The sequence below is a fragment of the Shinella granuli genome (genome assembly GCF_004341885.1).
Lineage (GTDB): Bacteria > Pseudomonadota > Alphaproteobacteria > Rhizobiales > Rhizobiaceae > Shinella > Shinella granuli.
Map to the genome: position 1 here is coordinate 317,263 of NZ_SLVX01000004.1, position 20,580 is coordinate 337,842.

At 63.5% G+C, this 20,580-nt stretch carries 28 protein-coding genes and 1 pseudogene; 19 read left to right on the forward strand and 10 right to left on the reverse strand.

The features are described 5' to 3' along the window. Window positions 1-10: 10 nt before the first annotated feature. Together EV665_RS09855 and EV665_RS09860 are read right to left on the reverse strand one after the other, a co-directional pair. Window positions 11-649, reverse strand: coding sequence for a TetR family transcriptional regulator C-terminal domain-containing protein (locus tag EV665_RS09855; protein ID WP_133033958.1), 639 nt, complete (start codon window positions 647-649; stop codon window positions 11-13). Between the two features lie 10 nt (window positions 650-659). After that, window positions 660-1,538 (reverse strand): dimethylarginine dimethylaminohydrolase family protein, encoded by an 879-nt coding sequence (locus tag EV665_RS09860; protein ID WP_133033959.1) that lies wholly within the window; start codon window positions 1,536-1,538, stop codon window positions 660-662. A gap of 211 nt (window positions 1,539-1,749) precedes the next feature. Here EV665_RS09860 and EV665_RS09865 point away from each other — a divergent pair, with 211 nt between their 5' ends. The 10 genes from EV665_RS09865 to EV665_RS09910 all read left to right on the forward strand — a co-directional run bounded on the left by EV665_RS09865 (window position 1,750) and on the right by EV665_RS09910 (window position 10,782). Beyond that, on the forward strand, window positions 1,750-2,523 hold the full coding sequence (locus EV665_RS09865; RefSeq protein WP_064328749.1) for an ABC transporter ATP-binding protein: 774 nt from the start codon (window positions 1,750-1,752) through the stop codon (window positions 2,521-2,523). Between the two features lie 28 nt (window positions 2,524-2,551). After that, window positions 2,552-3,334 carry a transporter substrate-binding domain-containing protein gene (locus EV665_RS09870; protein WP_064328750.1) on the forward strand — a complete coding sequence of 261 codons (783 nt, stop codon included), beginning with the start codon at window positions 2,552-2,554 and terminating at the stop codon, window positions 3,332-3,334. Window positions 3,335-3,502: 168 nt separating this feature from the next. Further along, window positions 3,503-4,234 (forward strand): ABC transporter permease, encoded by a 732-nt coding sequence (locus EV665_RS09875; RefSeq protein WP_064328751.1) that lies wholly within the window; start codon window positions 3,503-3,505, stop codon window positions 4,232-4,234. Then, on the forward strand, window positions 4,231-5,049 hold the full coding sequence (locus tag EV665_RS09880) for an ABC transporter permease (RefSeq protein ID WP_133033960.1): 819 nt from the start codon (window positions 4,231-4,233) through the stop codon (window positions 5,047-5,049). Before EV665_RS09875 ends, EV665_RS09880 begins: the two co-directional genes overlap by 4 nt. Window positions 5,050-5,062: 13 nt before the next feature. After that, entirely contained in the window at window positions 5,063-6,232 is a 1,170-nt protein-coding gene (locus tag EV665_RS09885; RefSeq protein WP_133033961.1) for a M20 aminoacylase family protein, read from the forward strand. Between the two features lie 602 nt (window positions 6,233-6,834). Then, a complete protein-coding gene (locus tag EV665_RS09890; protein WP_133033962.1) occupies window positions 6,835-7,089 on the forward strand; it encodes a hypothetical protein in 255 nt (84 codons plus the stop codon). 51 nt (window positions 7,090-7,140) lie between these two features. After that, window positions 7,141-7,401 (forward strand): hypothetical protein, encoded by a 261-nt coding sequence (locus EV665_RS09895; protein WP_133033963.1) that lies wholly within the window; start codon window positions 7,141-7,143, stop codon window positions 7,399-7,401. 222 nt (window positions 7,402-7,623) lie between these two features. Beyond that, complete coding sequence (locus tag EV665_RS09900; RefSeq protein WP_133033964.1) at window positions 7,624-9,042, forward strand: cytochrome ubiquinol oxidase subunit I; 1,419 nt, start codon at window positions 7,624-7,626, stop codon at window positions 9,040-9,042. Further along, window positions 9,032-10,036 carry a cytochrome d ubiquinol oxidase subunit II gene (gene cydB, locus EV665_RS09905; protein ID WP_133033965.1) on the forward strand — a complete coding sequence of 335 codons (1,005 nt, stop codon included), beginning with the start codon at window positions 9,032-9,034 and terminating at the stop codon, window positions 10,034-10,036. The genes EV665_RS09900 and cydB overlap by 11 nt, the downstream gene beginning before the upstream one ends. Before the next feature lie 446 nt (window positions 10,037-10,482). Next, window positions 10,483-10,782 carry a chorismate mutase family protein gene (locus EV665_RS09910; RefSeq protein WP_064328758.1) on the forward strand — a complete coding sequence of 100 codons (300 nt, stop codon included), beginning with the start codon at window positions 10,483-10,485 and terminating at the stop codon, window positions 10,780-10,782. A 3-nt stretch (window positions 10,783-10,785) separates the two neighbouring features. Here the strand turns inward: EV665_RS09910 and galE are convergent, their stop codons facing one another. After that, window positions 10,786-11,778 (reverse strand): UDP-glucose 4-epimerase GalE, encoded by a 993-nt coding sequence (gene galE / locus EV665_RS09915; RefSeq protein ID WP_133033966.1) that lies wholly within the window; start codon window positions 11,776-11,778, stop codon window positions 10,786-10,788. A 113-nt stretch (window positions 11,779-11,891) separates the two neighbouring features. Between galE and EV665_RS09920 the strand changes: the two genes are divergently transcribed. Then, window positions 11,892-12,419, forward strand: a complete 528-nt coding sequence (locus tag EV665_RS09920; protein WP_133033967.1) for an AAA family ATPase — start codon at window positions 11,892-11,894, stop codon at window positions 12,417-12,419. Window positions 12,420-12,425: 6 nt separating this feature from the next. Here the strand turns inward: EV665_RS09920 and EV665_RS09925 are convergent, their stop codons facing one another. Continuing rightward, window positions 12,426-13,592: a pyridoxal phosphate-dependent aminotransferase gene (locus EV665_RS09925; protein WP_133033968.1), complete on the reverse strand. Its 1,167-nt coding sequence runs from the start codon at window positions 13,590-13,592 to the stop codon at window positions 12,426-12,428. 210 nt (window positions 13,593-13,802) lie between these two features. On the opposite strand from EV665_RS09925, the gene EV665_RS09930 reads away from it, so the two are divergent. Next, window positions 13,803-14,366: a dual specificity protein phosphatase family protein gene (locus tag EV665_RS09930; RefSeq protein ID WP_133033969.1), complete on the forward strand. Its 564-nt coding sequence runs from the start codon at window positions 13,803-13,805 to the stop codon at window positions 14,364-14,366. 58 nt (window positions 14,367-14,424) lie between these two features. Here the strand turns inward: EV665_RS09930 and EV665_RS09935 are convergent, their stop codons facing one another. From EV665_RS09935 to EV665_RS09950, 4 genes are all read right to left on the reverse strand, one after another. Further along, window positions 14,425-14,640 (reverse strand): hypothetical protein, encoded by a 216-nt coding sequence (locus tag EV665_RS09935; protein WP_133033970.1) that lies wholly within the window; start codon window positions 14,638-14,640, stop codon window positions 14,425-14,427. Window positions 14,641-14,655: 15 nt separating this feature from the next. Next, the gene (locus tag EV665_RS09940) at window positions 14,656-14,844 is read right to left on the reverse strand and encodes a hypothetical protein (RefSeq protein ID WP_064328764.1); all 189 of its coding nucleotides are present in this window, start codon (window positions 14,842-14,844) and stop codon (window positions 14,656-14,658) included. A 56-nt stretch (window positions 14,845-14,900) separates the two neighbouring features. Beyond that, the gene (locus EV665_RS09945; RefSeq protein ID WP_133033971.1) at window positions 14,901-15,149 is read right to left on the reverse strand and encodes an acyl carrier protein; all 249 of its coding nucleotides are present in this window, start codon (window positions 15,147-15,149) and stop codon (window positions 14,901-14,903) included. Window positions 15,150-15,294: 145 nt separating this feature from the next. Further along, entirely contained in the window at window positions 15,295-15,585 is a 291-nt protein-coding gene (locus tag EV665_RS09950; protein WP_064328766.1) for a hypothetical protein, read from the reverse strand. Between the two features lie 395 nt (window positions 15,586-15,980). Between EV665_RS09950 and EV665_RS09955 the strand changes: the two genes are divergently transcribed. Beyond that, window positions 15,981-16,334, forward strand: coding sequence for a response regulator (locus EV665_RS09955; protein WP_064328767.1), 354 nt, complete (start codon window positions 15,981-15,983; stop codon window positions 16,332-16,334). Window positions 16,335-16,436: 102 nt separating this feature from the next. After that, on the forward strand, window positions 16,437-17,480 hold the full coding sequence (locus tag EV665_RS09960; protein ID WP_133033972.1) for a sensor histidine kinase: 1,044 nt from the start codon (window positions 16,437-16,439) through the stop codon (window positions 17,478-17,480). An 87-nt stretch (window positions 17,481-17,567) separates the two neighbouring features. Here EV665_RS09960 and EV665_RS32295 read toward each other — a convergent pair whose 3' ends face one another. After that, window positions 17,568-17,723: a hypothetical protein gene (locus tag EV665_RS32295; RefSeq protein ID WP_162853021.1), complete on the reverse strand. Its 156-nt coding sequence runs from the start codon at window positions 17,721-17,723 to the stop codon at window positions 17,568-17,570. A gap of 321 nt (window positions 17,724-18,044) precedes the next feature. Here EV665_RS32295 and EV665_RS09965 point away from each other — a divergent pair, with 321 nt between their 5' ends. After that, entirely contained in the window at window positions 18,045-18,332 is a 288-nt protein-coding gene (locus EV665_RS09965; RefSeq protein WP_133033973.1) for a hypothetical protein, read from the forward strand. 88 nt (window positions 18,333-18,420) lie between these two features. Here the strand turns inward: EV665_RS09965 and EV665_RS09970 are convergent, their stop codons facing one another. Beyond that, window positions 18,421-18,798 carry a hypothetical protein gene (locus EV665_RS09970; RefSeq protein ID WP_133033974.1) on the reverse strand — a complete coding sequence of 126 codons (378 nt, stop codon included), beginning with the start codon at window positions 18,796-18,798 and terminating at the stop codon, window positions 18,421-18,423. 398 nt (window positions 18,799-19,196) lie between these two features. Between EV665_RS09970 and EV665_RS09980 the strand changes: the two genes are divergently transcribed. The 4 genes and pseudogenes from EV665_RS09980 to EV665_RS09995 all read left to right on the forward strand — a co-directional run. Beyond that, complete coding sequence (locus EV665_RS09980) at window positions 19,197-19,406, forward strand: cold-shock protein (RefSeq protein ID WP_064328772.1); 210 nt, start codon at window positions 19,197-19,199, stop codon at window positions 19,404-19,406. Between the two features lie 133 nt (window positions 19,407-19,539). After that, a complete protein-coding gene (locus EV665_RS09985; RefSeq protein WP_064328773.1) occupies window positions 19,540-19,764 on the forward strand; it encodes a hypothetical protein in 225 nt (74 codons plus the stop codon). Between the two features lie 33 nt (window positions 19,765-19,797). Beyond that, the gene (locus tag EV665_RS09990; protein ID WP_133033976.1) at window positions 19,798-20,178 is read left to right on the forward strand and encodes a DUF6481 family protein; all 381 of its coding nucleotides are present in this window, start codon (window positions 19,798-19,800) and stop codon (window positions 20,176-20,178) included. A 96-nt stretch (window positions 20,179-20,274) separates the two neighbouring features. Next, window positions 20,275-20,475: pseudogene (locus EV665_RS09995) on the forward strand (transglutaminase family protein); the annotation flags it as partial. Window positions 20,476-20,580: the final 105 nt, after the last annotated feature.

The window sequence follows — 20,580 nt, forward strand, 5'->3', positions numbered from 1 at the left end:
AGGATGTCGTTTAGTGATCAGCGCCCGTGGCGTCGACTGGTCTCAGGCGCAGCCCGAGCAGGGTTTCGATCGAGGTCAGCGCGATCTCGACGAGCTCGCTTTCCCCGAAAAGCTCGCCGGCCAGGCAGCCTTCCAGCCAGAGGCCGTCGAGCAGGCCGTTGATCGCGATGGCGAGCCTGCGGCAGCGTTCCGGCGAGGCATCCTCGCCGCGCGCGGCAAGGAAGTCGCCGAGCAGGCCCTCCAGCGCGTTGCGGAAGCTCAGATAGCCCTCGCGGTGGATGGCGGCGAGTTCCGGATCGACGCTGACGCGGCTGATGAAGGAGGCCCAGAGCGAGAGGCTGCGGCTGTTGGCGACGGGTTCCGTCAGGTTGATGACGATGAAGTCGCGCAGCCGCGTTTCCGGATCGCCCGTCACCCGCTCGGCCTTTTCGGTGAGCCGGGCGATGACGATCCGGTAGGCTTCCTGCAGGATGTGCTCCTTGGACTGGAAGTAATGCCGGATGAGGCCGGCCGTCACGCCCGCCTTGATGGCGATCTGCCGGACCGTCGCGCCCTGCAGGCCGTATTCCGCGATGCAGTCGAGCGTCGCCTCGATCAGGTCGTGGCGGCGTTCGGCCTCGGGAGCGCGATGGAAGGTCCGGCGGGCCATGGTTCCCTCGTTATGCGGCGCGGCGCAGCACCGGCCGCGTCAGGCAGGTCGGCCCGCCCTCGCAGGCGATGCACAGCGCGTCGGCCTCGAAGGTCTCCACCGTGCAGCCGGCCGCTTCCATCGCCGCCCTGGTGGCCGGGAAGCCTTCGACCATGATGACCTCGTAGGGCCGGGTCGGCAGCACGTTGAGCGAAAGGCCGTTGCTGGCATGGAATTCGTCGGCCGGCGCCTCGATCAGGCGGATGCCGCGCTTCTTGAGCAACTGGTAGAAGGCGGCCGGCAGCAGCGGGGCGAAGACGAGGGCGAGGTCGTCCGCCAGCGGGCTCATCACGCTCATCAGGTGGAGGCAGGCTTCCTCGCCCTGCCAGAGCGGCAGGTCATAGGCGAGAACCGTGACGCCGTAGGGGGAAAGGATCTTCGTGATCTGGTCGATGCCATCCTGGTTGGTGCGCACGCCCCGGCCGATGACGAGCGTCTTGGCATCGAGCCAGATGCAGTCGCCGCCCTCCACGGTGCCTTCGCCCTCGATGCGGCCGAGGATCGGGATCTGGCGCTCGGCATAGGCCTTTTCATGCAGCGCCGTTTCGGCGACGCGCAGCGGCTTGCCCATGCGCAGGAGGATCGCGCCGTGATCGGACATCAGCGAGGGATCGTGGGTGAACATGGCGTCGGCAAGCCCGTCGCCCTCGTCCTCCAGCCAGATGATCTCGGTGCCGGATTTTTCCACGAGCTCGGCGAAGGCCTTGTACTGGTGGACCGCGCGGGCGCCGTCGAAGGTCGGGCCATAGTGCCACTTGGCGGCATCGGCGTCCTTCAGGCTGGCGCCGGGGCGGCGCATCAGAACACGCATCAGGGGGGCCGACATTTCCTGCGAACCGTAGGCGGACATTCAATACTCCCGGGAAAAATCATCTTGGACGGGCGCTGCCAGAAAAGTCAGCGATGAGCCTATTATACGCTTGAATAATTTCTTAACAAGTGCCACGATGCTTTTCACAAGACGGAACGACGGGCCGAAGATGCCCGCGGGAACGCTGAAAAACAGGGGAATTTGGCATGGGTCATGCATCGATTTTCCGTGCGCCGGAGACTGCTCCGCGATGACGGAACGCGCCGAGGCAATCGCGGTCAGGGACCTGCACAAGCGCTTCGGGCCGCTTGACGTTCTCAAGGGTGTTTCACTGACCGCGCATGAGGGCGACGTCATCGCCATCATCGGCGGCTCGGGTTCGGGCAAGTCCACCTTCCTGCGCTGCATCAACATGCTGGAATTGCCGACCGCCGGTTCGGTGACCATCCACGGCGAGACGATCGCCATGAAGAAGGACGGCCATGGCGGCATGATGCCGGCCGATCGCAGGCAGGTGCAGCGCCTGCGCTCGCGCCTCGGCATGGTGTTCCAGAGCTTCAATCTCTGGCAGCACATGACCATCCTGGAAAACGTCATCGAGGCGCCCGTCCATGTGCTCGGTGTCAAGAAGGACGAGGCGATCGACCGCGCCGAGACGCTGCTGCGCCGCGTCGGGCTCTACGAGAAGCGCGACGCCTATCCCGCCTTCCTCTCCGGCGGCCAGCAGCAGCGCGCGGCCATCGCCCGCGCGCTCGCCATCCAGCCCCATGTCATGCTCTTCGACGAGCCCACCTCCGCGCTCGATCCGGAACTGGTCGGCGAGGTGCTGTCCGTCATCGGCGATCTCGCCAAGGAAAAGCGCACGATGATCCTCGTCACGCACGAGATGAAGTTCGCGCGCAATGTCGCAAGCCACGTCGTCTTCCTGGCGAACGGGCTCATCGAGGAACAGGGCCCGCCGGACGAACTGTTCGGATCGCCGAAATCGGAGCGGCTGAAGAAATTCATCAGCTCCATCCACTGAGAAGCAAAAAACCAACAGAGGGAAGATCATGAAGAGTGCCGTAAAGACAATCGCCCTTGCTGCCGCGATCGGCCTTGCCGCCATCTCGGGCGCCGCGGCCCAGCAGGTCCGTGTCGGTTTTGCCGCCGAGCCCTATCCGCCCTTCACCTCGCCGGATGCCTCTGGCAACTGGGAAGGCTGGGAAGTGGAGTTCATGAAGGCGATCTGCGCCGAGGCCAAGCTCGACTGCGTCGTCACGCCGGTCGCCTGGGACGGCATCATCCCGGCGCTGACCTCCAACAAGATCGACATGATCATCGGCTCCATGTCGATCACCGCGGAGCGCCAGCAGACGATCGACTTCTCCGACAAGTACTACAACTCGCTTCCGGGCGTGATCGGTCCGAAGGACGTCACCTTCGACCCGACGCCGGAAGGGCTGGCCGGCAAGACGCTCGGCGTGCAGGTGGCCACCATCCACCAGGTCTACGCCAACAAGTATTTCGCGCCTGCCGGCACGACGGTGAAGGAGTATCAGACGCAGGACGAGGCCAACAACGACCTCGCCGCCGGCCGCATCGATGCGGTGCAGGCCGACTCCGTCGCAATGCTGGAATTCCTCAAGTCCGAGCAGGGCGCTGCCTGCTGCGACATGAAGGGCATGGTGAAGGATGATCCCGAGGTCCTCGGCCTCGGCGTCGGCGTCGGGCTGCGCAAGGGCGAGACGGAGCTGAAGGACAAGATCAACGCGGCCATCAAGGCGATCCGCGAGAACGGCACCTACGAGACCTTCTCGAAGCAGTATTTCGATTTCGACATCTACGGCGGTTGAGTCTCCTACCGTGCCCCTCCTCACGAAGGGGAAGGGCGTAACGCGCTGCACCCTCGGCCGGAAAGGCCGGGGGAGGAGCAGGCAACCGGCTTTCTCCCCTTGTGGGGAGGGACCGGCAGGCAGAAGGGGTTTTCATCTGCGATTGCCCCGAAGGACTGAAGGAACCCCATGGCCGACGCCGGATCGCTGATCAACTGGAGCCTGCTTGCCCTCGAACCGCCCGGCTGGGGCGGGGTGATGCTGGCGGGGCTCTGGCAATCCCTGCAGATTGCCGTCGGCGGCTACGGGCTCGGCCTCATCCTCGGCACCGGCGGCGCCATGGGCAAGCTCTATGGCGGCCCGGTCGCAAAGGACCTGCTCGAGGTCTATACGACGCTCGTGCGTGCCGTGCCGGAACTCGTTCTGATCCTCATCCTCTATTATGCCGGCACGGACGTTTTGAACCAGCTTTCGGCGCTGGTCGGCTTCGGCCCGGTCGACATCAGCGGCCTTGCGGCCGGCATCTTCGTCATCGGCGTGGTGCAGGGCGCCTATTCCACCGAGGTGTTGCGCGGTGCCATCAAGGCGGTGCCGGCGGGGCAGATCGAGGCGGCGCGGGCCTACGGCATGTCGCCGGTGCAGATCATGCGGCGCATCACGCTGCCGGCCATGCTGCCGCACGCCATTCCCGGTCTTTCCAATCTCTGGCTGATCGCCACCAAGGACACCGCGCTGCTCGCCGTCGTCGGCTTCAGCGAGCTGACGCTGGTGACGCGCCAGGCGGCGGGCAGCACCAAGGCCTATCTCTTGTTCTTCTGCGCGGCCGGCGTGCTCTACCTCATGATCACGCTGGTCTCGAACGTGCTGATCGGCTTCATCGAGCGCCACTATCGGCGCGGCATGGTGGAGCCGGTGCGATGAGCGATGAGACCGTCGCCGCCATGGCGCTCACCGAACTGCCGACGAGAAAGAGCTTCTTCAAGCCGCACCGCATCGTGCTGATGGCCATCGCCGCCATCCTGGTCTTCTGCATCGTCTGGTTCATGCGCTGGGATTGGGTACCGAAATATTCCGGCCGCCTTGCCTATGGCGTCGGCGTCACGCTGCTCATGCTGTTCGTCACCTCGGTCCTCGGCTTCCTGCTGGCCGTCCCGATCGGCCTCGTGCAGGTGACCGGGCCGTGGCCGCTGAAACTCCTGGCGCGCAGCTTCTGCACCGTCATCCGCGGCACGCCGCTGCTGCTCCAGTTGTGGCTGCTCTATTACGGGCTGGGCTCGCTCTTCCCGCAGTTCCCGGAAATCCGCAATTCCTTCCTCTGGCCCTATCTGCGCGAGGCCTGGCCTTATGGGGTGGCGGCGCTGACCCTATCCTTTGCGGCCTATGAGGGCGAGGTGATGCGTGGCGCCTTTGCCGGCGTGCCGGCGGGGGAACTGGAAGCGGCGCGCGCCTATGGCATGAGCCGTTTCACGGCGTTCCGCCGCATCTGGCTGCCGCGCGCCGTGCACCGGGCGCTGCCGACGCTGAATGGCGAGACCGTGCTGCAACTGAAGGCGACGCCGCTCGTCGCCACGATCACCGTGATCGACGTCTATGCGGTCATCTCCAAGGTGCGGCAGGAAACCTACATCACCTATGAGCCGCTGCTGCTGCTCGCCCTCATCTATCTCTGCCTGACCGCCATCCTGGTGGTCGCGTTCCGCTATTTCGAACGCAGGATCCCGACGCGTGGTGCCTGAAAAGGACGATGACATGACGATCCATACGACCCTCCAGAATTCCATGCCGGAAATGGTGGCGATCCGCCGCGACCTGCACGAGCATCCGGAACTGGGCCTCGAAGAGGTGCGCACATCCGATGTCATCGCGCGCCATCTCGAAAGCTACGGCTACAAGGTCACGCGCGGCCTTGCGAAAACCGGCCTCGTCGCGACGCTCGTGAACGGTACCGGCCGCAGGTCGATCGGCATTCGTGCCGATATCGATGCACTGCCGATCCACGAGGAGACCGGCCTGGCCTATGCCAGCAAGACGCCCGGCAAGATGCATGCCTGCGGCCATGACGGGCACACGGCCATGCTGCTCGGCGCGGCGAAGGCGATTGCCGAGCGGCGCAATTTCGACGGCACCGTGCACCTGATCTTCCAGCCGGCAGAGGAGAATTTCGGCGGTGCGAAGATCATGGTGGAGGAGGGGCTGTTCGACAAGTTCCCCTGCGATGCCGTCTTTGCCCTGCACAACGAGCCGGGCCTGCCCTTCGGCCAGTTCGCGCTGCGCGACGGCCCGATCATGGCCGCGGTCGACGAGGCGCGCATCACGGTGAACGGCGTCGGCGGCCATGGCGCGGAGCCGCAGGAGACGCTGGACCCGATCGTCTGCGGCGCCTCGATCGTCATGGCGCTGCAGACCATCGTCTCGCGCAACATCCACCCGCTCGATCCGACGGTGGTGACGGTCGGCTCGTTCCATGCGGGCTCGGCAAGCAACATCATTCCGAGCCGGGCCGAGATCGTCGTCGGTATCCGCTCCTTCGATCCCACCGTGCGCGACGAGCTGGAGCGCCGCATCCGCCTCATCGCCGAGCGCCAGGCCGAAAGCTATGGCATGAGCGCCACGGTGGATTACCAGCGCTTCTACGATGCGACGGTCAATCACAAGGCCGAGACGGACCTCGTGCGGGACCTCGCCATCCGATTCGCCGGCGCCGACAAGGTGGTCGATCTGGCCAGGCCCTTCATGGGCAGCGAGGACTTCGCCTATATGCTGAAGGCGCGGCCGGGCACCTATTTCTTCCTCGGCGGCAAGGGCGGCGAAAACGACAAGTCGCTCCACCACCCCGGCTACAACTTCAACGACGACCTCCTGCCTGTCGGCGCCGCGTTCTGGACGGAGCTGGTCGAACACTACCTGCGCGCCGGCTAGGGCGGAGCGACGGCCTTCGACGCAATCCGGACACAATTCAAGCCGCGCCGAAAGCGATTTCGGCGCGTTTTTTTGCTCCTCACACATTCGTGAAACTCTTGAAATCGGCGGTGCGGCTTTCCACGCCACAATTGTGAATGCCGCCGGTTCCCGCTGCATCCTTCGCGTGCGCCCTCATCCTTCCGCGGCGGGAGGGGTAATTATTGCCAATATGAATCAGTTGGTTGGCCCGTAAAGCTTTTTCTGAGAAAAACCGTCCAGATGGACGGTTTTGTCGATTTTTGCCTGTCCGGTTGTGTATCGAAAGAGCCGTTTTCATCGTTCAAAAAACGTTGACGGTTGTTTCCAATTCGAGACCCTTCCATCCCGCAAATTGAGGGACCATCTTTGTTTCAGGGAAGCGGCGAACCCGCTCCCGGAAGACGGAAGGGAATGACGATGCCGGACCATGTTGAAGGAAAGAGACCTGCGGGCGCCGCCCTGTGGCGCCTCCCGGCGAGCCGCCGGATCGTCCCCGTCGCCACCGATGGCAGGGGATGCCAGCAGCCACGGTGAACCCGATCCGCCAGTTTCACGATGGATATATGGAAAGGAACAAGACGATGACCAAGACCTTGAGCACGACCTTTGTGACCGCCCTCCTCGCCGCCTCCGTTTACGGCAGCACCGCGGCCCTTGCCGGTGGTGATGGCGACTACTATCGCGGCATCGACCGCGATCAGGCCCAGAGCGAGACCGTCGATCGCATCACCACGCAGAGCATCGGCAGCGACGATAAAGCGTCCACCCCGGTCGTGGTGGCCGTCGGCCCTGCCAGGGGCGACTACTACAGCGGCCTCGACAGGGACAACCGCTGACTGCCAGCGGCAACAAGACCGACTCCCAAGACTGACCACAGGAACGAAACGATGAGCAAGTCCCTCAACACGACCTTCACCGCCACATTGCTCGTGGCCTCGCTGTTCGGCGCTTCGGCCGCCCTTGCCGCCGGCAGCTACTATGAAGGCACCTGGCCCAGCGCGAAGCAGGACCGGATGATCGAAAGCAAGCGCCAGGCGCGCATTGCAAACGGCTACGTCCATCCCCGGACGGAAACCACGACCCGCCGGGTCGGTCCGGCCAATGGCGACTACTATCCGGGTCTCGATCGCTCGGCGATCACCGACTGACGGGTAAGGCCCTCTCTATTCCGCCGTCAAAGCTCCCGGTTTTCCGCCGGGAGCTTTATGCGTCCAGGAGAGCGGCGGCCGAAATGCCGCACGCGGGCGATTGTCGCGGTGCGGCAACGTGGGCGGGCCGGCAGAATTGACCTTTGCCTGTTCCGGACCACATTCTTTCGTGCGACCGCGGCCTGCTGAGGCCCGCGCCAGCCTTACGAAAGGACGTGGCCAATGTTCGAATCGTTGGACGCAACGCTGCTCGCCCGATTCCAGTTCGCCTTCACGGTCTCGTTCCACATCGTCTTCCCCGCCTTCTCGATCGGCCTTGCGAGCTATCTCGCCGTGCTGGAAGGGCTGTGGCTCTGGACGAAGGACGAGGTCTATTTTTCGCTGTTCAACTTCTGGAAGACGATCTTCGCGCTCGCCTTCGGCATGGGCGTCGTCTCCGGCATCGTCATGTCCTACCAGTTCGGCACGAACTGGAGCGTCTTCTCCGACAAGGCGGGACCGGTCATCGGCCCGCTGATGGGCTACGAGGTGCTGACGGCCTTCTTCCTGGAGGCCGGCTTCCTCGGCGTCATGCTGTTCGGCCTCAACCGTGTCGGCCCGAAACTGCATTTCTTCGCCACCCTCATGGTCGCCGTCGGCACGCTGATCTCGGCCACCTGGATCCTTGCCGCCAATTCCTGGATGCAGACGCCGGCCGGCTTTACGATCAACGATGTCGGCCAGTTCGTGCCGGTCGACTGGTGGGCGGTGATCTTCAACCCGTCCTTCCCCTACCGCCTCGTGCACATGGTGCTGGCCGCCTACCTGACGACCGCCTTCGTCGTCGGCGCCGTCGGCGCCTATCATCTCCTGCGCGGCGATGCGCCCAAGCGCGCGAAGACGATGTTCTCCATGGCCATGTGGATGGCGGCCGTCGTCGCGCCGATCCAGATTCTTGCCGGCGACATGCACGGCCTCAACACGCTGGAGCACCAGCCGGCCAAGGTCATGGCGATGGAGGGGCACTACCAGAGCCATCCCGACGGCGCGCCGCTCATCCTCTTCGGCATTCCGAATTCGGCCGAACAGCGCGTCGACTACGCCATCGAGATCCCGAAACTGTCGAGCCTCATCCTCAAGCATGACCTCGATGCCCCGCTCGCCGGGCTCGATACGGTGCCGAAGGAACTGCACCCGCCGGTCGGCATCGTCTTCTGGTCCTTCCGCATCATGGTCGCCATCGGCTTTGCCATGCTGGGCATCGGGCTCTGGTCGCTGTGGTGTCGGTGGCGCGGGACGCTCGGCGAGAACCGCTGGCTGTACCGTGCCGCCGTGCTGATGGGGCCTGCCGGCTTCCTCGCCGTTCTGGCCGGCTGGGTGACGACGGAGGTCGGCCGTCAGCCCTATACGGTCTACGGCCATCTGCTCACCGCCAATTCCGTGGCGCCCATCGATGCGCCCGCCGTCGCCACCTCGCTGATCGCCTTCATCGTGGTCTATTTCCTCGTCTTCGGCGCCGGCACCTTCTACATCCTGCGCCTGATGGGCCGCCTGCCGCGCGATCCCATGCCGGATCTGGCGGAAGGTCCCCTCCGTTCGGCCGGCATCACGCCTGCCGCCGCCATCGCCACCACGCCCGGGAGCCACCACCATGGCCATTGATCTTCCCTTCATCTGGGCAGCCATCATCGCCTTCGCGGTGCTTGCCTATGTCATCCTCGACGGCTTCGATCTCGGCGTCGGCATCCTCTTCCCCTTCTTCGAGGAGAAACACGATCGCGACGTGATGATGAATTCCGTCGCGCCCGTCTGGGACGGCAACGAGACCTGGCTGGTGCTGGGCGGCGGCGGGCTGATGGCCGTCTTCCCGCTCGCCTATGCCACCATCCTGCCGGCACTCTACATGCCACTGCTCCTCATGGTGCTCGGCCTCATCTTCCGCGGCGTCGCCTTCGAATATCGCTGGCGCACCCGGCGCGGCGAGTTCCTCTGGGACATCGCCTTTTCCGGCGGCTCCATGGTCGCGGCCTTCACGCAAGGGGTGGCGCTCGGTGCCCTGGTGCAGGGCATTCCGGTGGAAGAGCGCGCCTATGCCGGCGGCTGGTGGGACTGGCTGACGCCCTTCTCCATTGCCACGGGGTTTGCGCTCCTCATCGGCTATGCCCTGCTCGGTGCCACCTGGCTGGTGATGAAGACGAGCGGCGATCTTGCCGAACGTGCCCGCGGCTACGCGCTGAAGGCCGGCATCGGCACGCTGGTCGCCATGGGCGTCTTCAGCCTGTGGACGCCCTTCCTGGAGCCGCTCTATTTCGACCGCTGGTTCGGCTGGCCGACGCTGCTCTTCAGCCTGCTGGTGCCGCTGCTGGTGCTCGGCTGCTTCTCGCTGCTGGTCCAGGGCCTGCGCACCCGGCATGATTCGCGGCCCTTCATCGCCGCGCTCGGCCTCTTCGTGCTCGGCTTCGCCGGCATCGGCATCAGCTTCTACCCCTATATCGTGCCGGCCTCGCTGACGATCTGGCAGGCGGCCGCGCCGGAAGAGAGCCTTGCTTTCCTGCTGGTCGGCGCGCTGGTGCTCATTCCCATGATCCTCGGCTACACGGCCTATGCCTATTGGGTCTTCCGCGGCAAGGTCGATCCGCAGGAGGGCTATCACTGATGACGGAGGGTTCGACCGGCCGCAGGCTGCTCTGGTTCGTCGGTCTCTGGGCGGGCGGCGTGCTGGCGGTGACGATCGTCGGCTTCGCCATCAAGCTCGCCATCGGCACCTAGAGCAATTCCAGCAAAAGTGCGAAGCGGTTTTGCGTCCGGAATAGCGTTAAAACAAAAAGCTGGAGCACTTTCGCGATTCGAAGAAAAGCGAAACTGCTCCAGCCGGATGCTGGAAACAAGGGGCTCACGTAACGTAAAAGCATCCAGCCTCGCGCCAGCTTGCTTGCCTAGGTTCCGCCTCGGCCAGCATGCAGGCCCGCAAGCAGAAGACAGGACCGCACCCTCCTTCCGCTTAACCCCCGGGCCTGCATGTGGCCTTGCGTCTCAGGAGACGTTCGCGGCTTTCCCCCAAAACATTCCTCTGCTATCGGGGTCCCGACAAGGGAGACCGCAATGGCGAAGACGGCCGCAGACTGCACGACGATGGCGGAAATCCGGGAAAACATCGACCGGGTCGACCGGGCGCTGATGGCGCTTTTCGCCGAGCGCTGGAGCTTCATCGGCCGGGCGGCCGAGATCAAGGCGGGCCTCGGCATTCCCGCCGACGTGCCGGAGCGCGTCCGGGAAGTGCGCGACAATGCGCATCGCAACGCCGAGGCCCTCGGCCTCGACGGCGCCTTCTACGAAGAGATCTGGGCGCAGCTCATCAACCGCGCCATCGCCCATGAAAAGGCGCTGCTCGGCGAAGAATAGGCGTCAGATCTGGTTGCGCTTTCCGAGGTGCTCTTCCCAGTCGAGCGCCGTGCGCACGATGAAGCCGAGGTCGTCATGCTGCGGCGTCCAGTCGAGTTCCCGCATCGCGACCGAGGGGTTGGCGACGATCAGCACCGCATCGCCCGGCCGGCGACCGGCAAAGTGCACGGGGAAGTCCTTGCCGGACACGGCCTTCACCTGCTCCAGCACCTCCAGCACGGAAAAGCCGCGGCCATAGCCGCAATTGGCGACGATCGAGCCGCCGCCCGCCCGCATGCGCTGCAGCGCCTTCAGATGCGCATTGGCAAGGTCGGTGACGTGGATATAGTCGCGCACGCAGGTTCCGTCCGGCGTCGGATAGTCGGTGCCGAAGACATCCATGCCGGCGCGCTTGCCGAGCGCCGCCTCGCTCGCCACCTTGATGAGATGCGTGGCGCCCGCCGTCGACTGGCCGGTGCGCCCGCGCGGATCCGCGCCGGCGACGTTGAAGTAGCGCAGCGCCGTATAGGTGAAGTCATGCGCCGCGGCGGTGTCGCGCAGCATGATCTCGGTCATCAGCTTGGAGGAACCGTAGGGCGATTCCGGCCGCAGCGCCGCGCTTTCCAGCACCGGTTCCGTGCCGTCGGGCGTGCCGTAGACGGCGGCGGTGGAGGAGAAGACGAAATGCGGGATCTTCGCCGCGACGGCCGCAGCGATCAGCGCCCGTGACTTGACCGTGTTGTTGTCGTAATAGGAGAGGGGATCGGCGACCGATTCCGGCACGATGATCGACCCGGCGAAATGGATGATCGCGTCGATGCTGTTTTCGGAGAAGACCTGCGCCAGCAGCGCCGCATCGGCAAGGTCGCCCTCGTAGAAGCGCGCCTCGGGCGCCACTGCCCAGCGGAAGCCGGTCGAGAGCCGGTCGAGCACCACGACCTCCTCGCCCGCATCGATGAGCGCCCAGACCATGTGGCTGCCGATGTAACCTGCGCCGCCCGTAACCAGAACCGCCATGTCATTCCCCGAATCGACTGAATTGCCGGCATATCACCCTGCCGGCCGGCAACACGCAACCGCAATTGCGGCGCATTTGCGGGCCTCTCCCGCCGAACAGAAGGAAGACCATCATGTCCGACCGTTTCATCGTGCTTTCCGGTTGCTCCGGCGGCGGAAAATCCACCCTCCTGGAAGAGCTCCGCCGGCGCGGCCACGCCATTGTCGAGGAGCCCGGCCGGCGTATCGTGCAGGCGGAACTGGCGAGCGGTGGCACCGCCTTGCCCTGGCTGGACCTTGCCGCCTTCGCCCGGCGCGCCATCGCGCTGGCGCTCGCCGACCGGGCGGCGATGCAGCAGCATCCCGGCCTCGTCTTCTTCGATCGCGGCCTGATCGACGCGGCCGCCGCCCTCGATGCAGAAGGCGGGGAGCCGATCCTGCCGGCGCTGGCCGCGGCGCATCGCTACAACAGGCAGGTCTTCCTCACACCGCCCTGGCCGGAGATCTATGCCGCCGATCCGGAACGCCGGCACGATCTTGCGGCCGCGCTTGCCGAATATGAGCGGCTGGAAAGGGTCTATCCCATGCTCGGTTACGAGGTGGTCATTGTGCCGAAGATGCCGGTAGCGGAGCGCGCTGATTTCGTGCTCGGCCGCCTTTGATCGCCGTCAGCGCGCCGCGATGTAGCGGGCGAGGCGCTCCGCCGCCTCCTCGACCTGCCGGGGATCGCGCAGGAAACAGGCACGCATGAAGAGTTCGCCACCCGGCCCGAAGGCCGTGCCCGGCGCAAGGCCGACATTGGTGCGGTCGACGATGTCGAGCGCGGCGAGGCGCGAATCCGTCACGCCGTCGATCTTCAGGAAGGCGTAGAGCGCCCCGTCCGGCTTTAGCGTCTCGACGCGGTTGGTGGCGATCAGCGCGTCGCAGAAGACGTCGCGGTTCGTCGTGGCCTTGTCGATATTCGCCTGCACGAAGGCATCGCCCTCGTCGAGCGCCACGATGGCGCCCTGCTGCAGGAACTGCGGCACGCCCGAGGTGGAATACTGGATCAGGTTCTCCAGCACCTGGCCGATTTCCGGCGGCGCGACGATCCAGCCGACGCGCCAGCCGGTCATCGACCAGTTCTTCGAGAACGAATTGACGAAGACGACCTTGTCGCCTTCCTCCATCACGTCGAGGAACGAGGGCGCCCGCCCGCCCGCATAGTGATAGAGCGCATAGATCTCGTCGGCCATGATCCAGAGGCCATGGCGCCGCGCGATCGCGAGCAGGCTGGCAAGGTCCTCGCGCGTCGCCGTCCAGCCGGTGGGATTAGAGGGCGTGTTGACGAAGAGCACGCGGGTCTTCGGCGTGATCGCCGCTTCTACCCGCTCAAGGTCGACCTGCCAGCGCCCGCCGGCAAAGGCGAGCGGCACGGCGATGGGGTTGGCGCCCGAAAGCTCCGCTGCCGCCGCGAAATTCGGCCAGGCCGGCGTCAGATAGACCATGTCGTCGCCCGGCGAGACGAGCGCCTCGATCGCCAGCTTGATCGCCTGCATGCCGGAGCCGACGACATAGAAATGCTCGTCGGGAAGCGCCGCGCCGAAACGGCGGGCATAGTAGCGTGAAAGGGCGGCGCGCAGCTCGGGAATGCCGCGCTGCCAGGTGTAGAAGGTCTCGCCGCGCAGCAGCGCCTCGGCCGCGGGCCGGGCAATGAAATCCGGCGTCGGCAGGTCTCCCTCGCCGACCCAGAGCGGGATCAGCCCTTCGCGCCCGCGCGCATAATTGACCACTTCGACGATCCCGCTTTCCGGGGCGCGGAGCGAGCGCGGGCTGAGGCTTTCGATGAAGGACATGGAACATCACTCCGGCAGGATTGGACCCAAGCATCGACGATGACGCGGCCCAAGACCTAACCGGTTTCGTCCCGTCATTCACGCCAGTTTCGCTGACAGATCCATCGAAATCGGTGATGGAAGCGCGCGACGTTATCCTTGCCGCTGACGTTCAGGCTCCTGTCAGGCGCACGCCCGATCCTGCCGCCACGATCGGCAGGGAAGGCAGGCATGAAGCGGTTCTTGAAATGGGGTGCGCTCACCTGTGGCGCATTGGGCGTGGCGCTCGGCAGCTATCTGGTGGCGATCCAGCTGACCGGCAATTTCGCCACCGTGGTGCCCGGGGAGGTCTATCGCTCGAACCAGCCCACGCCGGGCGAGATCGCAGCCTATGCCGCGCGCTACCGGATCCGCACCATTGTCAACCTGAGGGGACGGAACGAGCGGGCGGCCTGGTACAGGAACGAGGTCGCCGCGGCCAGGAGCCTCGGCCTCACCCTCATCGATTTTCCCATGCAGGCCGACCAGCGCCTCGACCCCAAGGCGGCGGACGAACTCGCCACCCTCCTCAGGGACGCGCCGCGCCCGATCCTCATCCATTGCCGCTCCGGCGCCGACCGGACAGGCCTCGCCTCCGTCATCTACCTCGCCCGCATCGCCCGCGTCGACGAGGAAACCGCCGAACGCCAGCTCTCCATCCGCTACGGCCATATCGGCATCCCCTTCCTGTCCCCGACCTACGCCATGGATGAAAGCTGGGAGGCCCTGGAGGAGGCGGCGCGCTCAGCCGGTTAGAGCGGCATCCGGGCGCGGGAAGGCGGCGTGCATGAAGGCGGGCCAGCCTGTGCCGCCGTTATTGCCGGGAACTGCGCCGAAACCGATCGATGGAATTGAGAAAGCCGCAATATTCAAGCGCCTTTTCGAGCGGCAGGTCCACAAGCGGCCAGCTTGAGGGCTTGGCGGTCGCTCCGGTGAAAACATCATAGATCGCCCATTCGAGATTGGGCTGCATACGAATGGCATAACGCTTGGTTTCCATCGACCGTTTCTGCCGCGCGCCTTTGGCCACACATGCCTCCGATCGCTATTTTCGCTTCAGCTTCGGCAGGGGCGCGGGATTGGCCGCCTCTTTCGCCAGTCGCAGCATGCGCAGCTTCGCGGTCTTCTTTTCACGCGCTGCCGCCTCCTGGTCGATGATCCGCCTTGCCATGGAGTTCGTCTCCGCCGCCTTTTTCTCCGCGCTCGCCTTCGTCGGCTTTCTGGTTGCCGTCATCCATCAACTCCTCTGTCCCGCAGCGGCTGCTCGTCCGCCCAGACAGCGCTTCCCTGTCACGGCTGCGATGCGACCACGAAATCGATGGCGTCCTGAACCGTCAGGAATTCCTCGGCCGGCGCATCGGGAATGGTAATGCCAAACTCGTCCTCGATGAGCATCACGATCTGGACCACCTCCAGGGAATCGGCACCCAGGTCGTCGACGATCGAGGCATCATCGACGACCTTCGATTTCTCGACGGCCAACTGCCCGACGATAATATTCTTCACACGTTCAGCTATCTCGGTTCTTACGTCTTCCATGTGTGTTCTGCCTTGATGAAGGATCGTTACTGCGACGATGCCGGCTGACGCGATTGAGAGGGATGAAGACGATCATAGCGGCTTTGATCCGGGCGGTAGGCCCAAACAAAAACGGCGGCCAAAGCCACGACGACAAACAGTGCTGTCAGACGATTGGACATCGTGGCCACGCGGCGGTGGAACCGCCCTCGTTTTCCCAGACCTCGACGCTGAGGCGCTGCTCCTGCGCGCGCGCCTTGCGGGAGAGAGGATAGGTTCCAGCATCGATCGTCGCCGACTTGATCAAGCGGATCAGATTTGCCGCATCTTCGCTACCGGTCTCCTGTCCCGGCGTAAGGCTGCGGGTCTCATAGCCGGCGTTTTTGAGAATCTGCCGGAGGACGGTTCGGCGTTGCGTTCCAGGAACATCGGGGCCTTTGAAGATGAGGATCACCACAGCCGCCCCCCGACGATAACAACGAGGATCGTTACCAGGCTGGCTGCAAGAAACAGATAGCCGCTCGCGGCGGGCCATACGTATCGTTGCTGCCTGTGGAGAAAAGCGGAAGACATCGAGTCCTCCTTCATTTTCAGGGCCAGGGTAACCAACCCTCAAACAGCAGCGCCCTTGTCAATGGCTGCTGGAATATGAACCTTGCGCTTGATGTTCCGCATTGGCAAGTCCTCAATTGCGGTCGTTTCGTGCCGGCAGGGCACGGCCCGCATCAGGCGCGCGGAAACGGCTCGACCTGTCGCGCTTTCCCGGACAATGCATGCAGATCAAAGTGCCGTTGATCAAAGAAGGAACGTTGCGTGGTTCCAGGGGTTTGTGACCATTGACAGGAGAACCTCGTGCGCACAGTTCTGGTAGTGGAAGACGAAGTGCTGATCCGCTTGACATTGGTTGACGCGCTGCAGGAGGCGGGTTTCGATGTCGTTGACACCGGCTCGGCCGACGACGCTGTCGAGATCATGAACGAGCAGACGATCCATCTGCTTTTTACGGATATCCAGCTGCCGGGCAAGCTGACGGGCATTGATCTGGCCCAAAGAGTTGCCGAACGTTTTCCCGATGTCGGAATCATCGTGGCATCCGGCCGGATACAGCCAACGGGCACAGACTTGCCTCCCGGGACAAAGTTCTTTTCGAAACCATTCCGCTTCGATCAAATCACCGCGTGCTTTAAAGCAATGAATAGCCGCTAGATTTCGGCCGCACTCCGCATGCACATATATGCACATATATGACGGCGTAAGCGCTATGATCCGTGGCCTGACATGCCTCAGGGCCGAATTCGAGAGACCTTCATGAAGATAGCAGGCAATGCCGAAACGATTTCGTCACGAGAGCGCTTCCTTGAAGCGATCGTGCAGAGCGCGATCGACTACGCCATCATATCCATGGACCTCGATGGTCTCGTGACGAGCTGGAATGAAGGCGCCGTCAACATACTGGGCTGGACAGCCGAGGACATGATCGGAAAGCCGGCCACGGTTTTCTTCACGCAGGAAGACAGGGAAAAGGGCATTCCGCAGAAGGAGATGACGGCAGCCCTCAACCGCGGCCGCGGCAGTGACGAGCGATGGCATCTGCGTGCAGACGGCACGATGTTCTGGGCCTCGGGCGAGATGATGGCTTTGCGCGCGCCCGACGACAAGACCATCGGCTTCATCAAAATCCTCCGTGACAGAACCGGGGAACGCGAACGGGCGGAGCGTGAGCGTCTCCTCATGCACGAGCTCGCCCACCGCATGAAGAATACGCTTTCCGTCGTCCAGGCGATCGTGACGCAGTCCTTGCGCAATGCGGTTTCGCTGGACGATGCGACCGACAAGCTCCAGTTGCGCATTGCAGCCTATGCCAAGGCCCATGAAATCCTGCTGCAGAAGGATTGGGTAAGTGCGACGCTCGCGGATGTCGTGGCGGCCGCCGGAATGAATATCGGGCTGGACGGGAGCTCTCGTATCAGGGCAGGTGGGCCTGATGTTCGTCTCGGGCCCCAGGCGGCGCTGTCGTTTGCAATGGTTTTTCACGAACTGCTCACGAACGCTTCGAAATATGGCGCCTTGTCAAACGAAGAGGGGCATGTCGAAATCACGTGGGACATCGAGCGCCGCGATGGAATAGAGACGCTCGTCGCGTGCTGGCGGGAAATCGATGGTCCGCGCATTGAAAGTTCCGAACCGCACCGCAAGGGTTTTGGCTCGCGCCTCATCGTTTCCAGCCTGCAAGCCTTCGGCGAGGCGTCTGTCTCCTATCGGCAGGAGGGGTTCGTCCTCCTTGCCGAGTTGCCGCTCGCGAAAATTCAGCTCCAAAGCGACTTGTCCGCGATTGAACAACTGACGCGCTGACGACCGGCCTTGTTGAGCCCCGTCCGCTTACCATCCCCGCAGGGGCAGCCAACAAAAAAGGTCGGGGCGAAACCGCACCGACCTTCCTCATAATCGCTTGTCTACCAGTGCCAGTACATCCGTGGTCAAAAGCATGAAGCGATTGTGGCGATTGCGAGCGGCAGAAATCTTCCAGCGCTCATCAGCAATGCCGATTGACAGGATATAGGCAGCCACTGTGTCGAAAACAAGGGCATGCCGCATGTTCAATTGCAAACGACGGCCGATCTTCGAGGCGCGCCTCTGAACCACCGAAACGATTTGTTGCCAAAGGAGGGAAATGGGTTCACTGTATTCATTCCAGCAGCCATCTTACGGGCGCTGCTGTTTGAGGGTTCATTACCCTGGCCCCAAGCGAGGAGGACGCCATGTCTTCCCTATTCCACCAGCCCAGAAAACACGATGTCGCGACCCTGGCCGGTTACGTCTTGTCCGCAGCGAGCCTTGCGATGATCGTCTACATCCTGATCGAGGGATGGTTGTGATGATGCTCAACGGCAAAGACGGTGGTAAGGCGGTGTTCAAATGATCGAAAGAACCACTGAGACCGAAATCACGTTTACCAATCCGTTTCGTCTGGAAACCCTTTCGGAACCCCTGGAGGCGGGCACCTATCGCCTGGTCGTTGACGAGGAGTTGATAGAGGGGCTGAGCTTCACGGCGTATCGGAGGGTGGCAACCCACCTTGAGATTCCTGCGCTCTCGGTCGCGATGGCCAGGCGCCAGTTCCTTCAGGTGTCGCCGGCAGAGATTGACGAGGCATTGGCGCGGGATGGAACTGTCGTGGACGTTGGCCCGGGCAACATCTCCTGATCACAGATTGATCGCGTATCCTGGAGAAAGGGAGGGCATGCCGCCCTCCTTTCGCATTGGGTGCTTTGCGTGCCTTGGCGCTGTCCGATCAGTGCACGGACCTATGGTACGGAGCACCGCCTTCATTCTCCCATTCCTGCAGATCGCTCTCACCGGACCTCAGGGGCCTGCTGATCGGGCGAAATGCCGTCCTGCGAACGAGCGGCAGCCCCTGGATGGCGTATCGGGGCAGAAGGGGGGCAAAGAGTACCTTGTACTTTACCGGACGACCGAAGGACCGTTCCAGTTGCTCCGCCAGCGCGTGCGGTGAGGCTTCGCCGGAGAGGACCAACTGCATCAGCAGCCGGGTGGCAGTGTTGAATTTTTGCCCATCATCAACAAGGACATCCGAACTGTAGCCTGCCGTGTGCAGCACGGACCGGATCATTTCCATTTCGCGTGATGAAACTTCAGCGTCGGAAGACATGTCGTCCTCCTTTGATTGGGGCCAGGGTAACCAACCCTCAAACAGCAGTGCCCGTGACATGGCTGCTGAAGAAACCAGTGTGAGCCTCCCGCGCGCGGTTAGCAAGGATTCAATTAAGGTCAATTCGCGCTTCCGCCGGCACGTGGCCCATACTTGGCGGGGGGGCGTGCAGGATGCAATGCCGATGCAACCCTTTGACGAGATGCAATACTGGAAAAACTAATGGTTGACGCACCGCTGTAAACGCGGTACAACACCTCATCGAATTTGCTTGCTGAGCTTTGCTTGTCACGCGGCTGACACCGCGTTCTGAACGAACCTTTCCTTTCAAAATCGCTATCATCATCCGCGGCGCCCTGGCGTGGCGGTTTCTCAATATTGCTATGAAAGGGTTCGTCATGACCACTGGCACAGTTAAATGGTTCAATTCCACCAAGGGCTTCGGCTTCATCCAGCCTGACAATGGCGGCGCCGACGCGTTCGTCCACATCTCCGCCGTCGAGCGGGCAGGCATGCGTGATCTCGTCGAAGGCCAGAAGATCGGCTTCGATCTGGAGCGCGACAACAAGTCGGGCAAGATGTCGGCCTGCAATCTCCAGGCCGCCTGATCGGGTCTCGTGCTTTCCTTTGACCACGGATGTACTGGCACTGCCGGAAGCACGCCCACCCCACGCAAGGCCAGGCATATCGCCTGGCCTTTTGTTTTCCGCTCGCTTGCCGGGCCTCACCACCGGAATTCCCATGACAGAAAAATACAGCCTCTCGCGCCAGAAGGCGGAGATTGCGTTCAGCGCCATCCAGGCGCCGTTCTTTTCAAAGGACGAGGCGGTGCAGGAGCTTGCATCCATCACCCAGTCCCGCGAGGCCAAGACCTTGCGGCTTCGGGAAGCACGCCTTGCCAAGGAACTGGAGGACCGTGCGTCCGCCACGTCCGCTCTCCTCGCCAAGCGCGCCGGCGCACGATGATCACCTCCACACCAGAATAGACAGGACGACGACTTGAAGAACACGAGAGACAACCAGCTTTCCGACCGCCGCACGGCATCAGCCGATGCGAAGTCGGCGCTGCTGAAAGCTTACCATGCGGCCCAGGTTACCGCGGCCCCCGCCAGAGCGGCGCGCCAGGCGGAGCGGACCCTCATCGCCGCGGCACGGGAGGAGCGGCGCCTCGAGCGCGAGCGGGTAAGATTGGAAGAGCGGATGCGGTTCGAAGCCGAGGCAGCCGAACAGCAGGCGGCCGCACAAGCGGCTGCGCTTGCCGAAACGCTAGCCCGCGAGAGCGCCGAAAAGGCGCGTGTCGCACGCGTGATCGAGGACGAAGCGGCACGAAAGGCCGCCCGCGATCTGCGCTACGCCAACCGAAAGGCCAGGCAAGCATAGACTTGCCCAAGGCGACATACCCCGGCGGGAACGTCTCGCGCGCGAAAGCGTTGCGGCCTGAGCGGCCTGACAACGGCTCTTCCAGGGTATGGCACCATGAAAATACGCGCCGGGTTTGATATCGGTTACGAATGCGAGAACGAGACGGCGATGCTGCTTGTTCTCAGCATCCACCCCAGCCGGCGCGCGGATCTGCTCACCGAACAGGCCCTGACCCTCGACCGGCCGATCGAGGCCTGGGAATATCTGGACGTCTTCGGCAACGCCTGCAGCCGGATACTGGCGCCGGCCGGCCTGAAGCGGTTCGAGGTCGTGACGGAAGAGCTGGCGTGATAGCGGCGGCTCCCGCAGGACGGTTTCGCATTGGCCATGATGGCATGACGCAGCTATTGTCCACGTGAG

Excerpts from the sequence above, each read along its gene's own strand:
- EV665_RS09855 (WP_133033958.1), bottom strand. The coding sequence starts at position 649 with ATGGCCCGCCGGACCTTCCATCGCGCTCCCGAGGCCGAACGCCGCCAC.
- galE (WP_133033966.1), bottom strand. The coding sequence starts at position 11,778 with ATGGCGGTTCTGGTTACGGGCGGCGCAGGTTACATCGGCAGCCACATG.
- EV665_RS09945 (WP_133033971.1), bottom strand. The coding sequence starts at position 15,149 with ATGGAAGACGTAAGAACCGAGATAGCTGAACGTGTGAAGAATATTATC.
- EV665_RS32295 (WP_162853021.1), bottom strand. The coding sequence starts at position 17,723 with ATGCGGCATGCCCTTGTTTTCGACACAGTGGCTGCCTATATCCTGTCA.
- EV665_RS09895 (WP_133033963.1), top strand. The coding sequence starts at position 7,141 with ATGAGCAAGTCCCTCAACACGACCTTCACCGCCACATTGCTCGTGGCC.
- EV665_RS09965 (WP_133033973.1), top strand. The coding sequence starts at position 18,045 with ATGATCGAAAGAACCACTGAGACCGAAATCACGTTTACCAATCCGTTT.
- EV665_RS09980 (WP_064328772.1), top strand. The coding sequence starts at position 19,197 with ATGACCACTGGCACAGTTAAATGGTTCAATTCCACCAAGGGCTTCGGC.
- EV665_RS09870 (WP_064328750.1), top strand. The coding sequence starts at position 2,552 with ATGAAGAGTGCCGTAAAGACAATCGCCCTTGCTGCCGCGATCGGCCTT.
- EV665_RS09925 (WP_133033968.1), bottom strand. The coding sequence starts at position 13,592 with ATGTCCTTCATCGAAAGCCTCAGCCCGCGCTCGCTCCGCGCCCCGGAA.
- EV665_RS09910 (WP_064328758.1), top strand. The coding sequence starts at position 10,483 with ATGGCGAAGACGGCCGCAGACTGCACGACGATGGCGGAAATCCGGGAA.
- EV665_RS09940 (WP_064328764.1), bottom strand. The coding sequence starts at position 14,844 with ATGACGGCAACCAGAAAGCCGACGAAGGCGAGCGCGGAGAAAAAGGCG.
- EV665_RS09885 (WP_133033961.1), top strand. The coding sequence starts at position 5,063 with ATGACGATCCATACGACCCTCCAGAATTCCATGCCGGAAATGGTGGCG.
- EV665_RS09860 (WP_133033959.1), bottom strand. The coding sequence starts at position 1,538 with ATGTCCGCCTACGGTTCGCAGGAAATGTCGGCCCCCCTGATGCGTGTT.
- EV665_RS09900 (WP_133033964.1), top strand. The coding sequence starts at position 7,624 with ATGTTCGAATCGTTGGACGCAACGCTGCTCGCCCGATTCCAGTTCGCC.
- EV665_RS09880 (WP_133033960.1), top strand. The coding sequence starts at position 4,231 with ATGAGCGATGAGACCGTCGCCGCCATGGCGCTCACCGAACTGCCGACG.
- EV665_RS09970 (WP_133033974.1), bottom strand. The coding sequence starts at position 18,798 with ATGTCTTCCGACGCTGAAGTTTCATCACGCGAAATGGAAATGATCCGG.
- EV665_RS09890 (WP_133033962.1), top strand. The coding sequence starts at position 6,835 with ATGACCAAGACCTTGAGCACGACCTTTGTGACCGCCCTCCTCGCCGCC.
- EV665_RS09920 (WP_133033967.1), top strand. The coding sequence starts at position 11,892 with ATGTCCGACCGTTTCATCGTGCTTTCCGGTTGCTCCGGCGGCGGAAAA.
- cydB (WP_133033965.1), top strand. The coding sequence starts at position 9,032 with ATGGCCATTGATCTTCCCTTCATCTGGGCAGCCATCATCGCCTTCGCG.
- EV665_RS09875 (WP_064328751.1), top strand. The coding sequence starts at position 3,503 with ATGGCCGACGCCGGATCGCTGATCAACTGGAGCCTGCTTGCCCTCGAA.
- EV665_RS09960 (WP_133033972.1), top strand. The coding sequence starts at position 16,437 with ATGAAGATAGCAGGCAATGCCGAAACGATTTCGTCACGAGAGCGCTTC.
- EV665_RS09930 (WP_133033969.1), top strand. The coding sequence starts at position 13,803 with ATGAAGCGGTTCTTGAAATGGGGTGCGCTCACCTGTGGCGCATTGGGC.
- EV665_RS09865 (WP_064328749.1), top strand. The coding sequence starts at position 1,750 with ATGACGGAACGCGCCGAGGCAATCGCGGTCAGGGACCTGCACAAGCGC.
- EV665_RS09985 (WP_064328773.1), top strand. The coding sequence starts at position 19,540 with ATGACAGAAAAATACAGCCTCTCGCGCCAGAAGGCGGAGATTGCGTTC.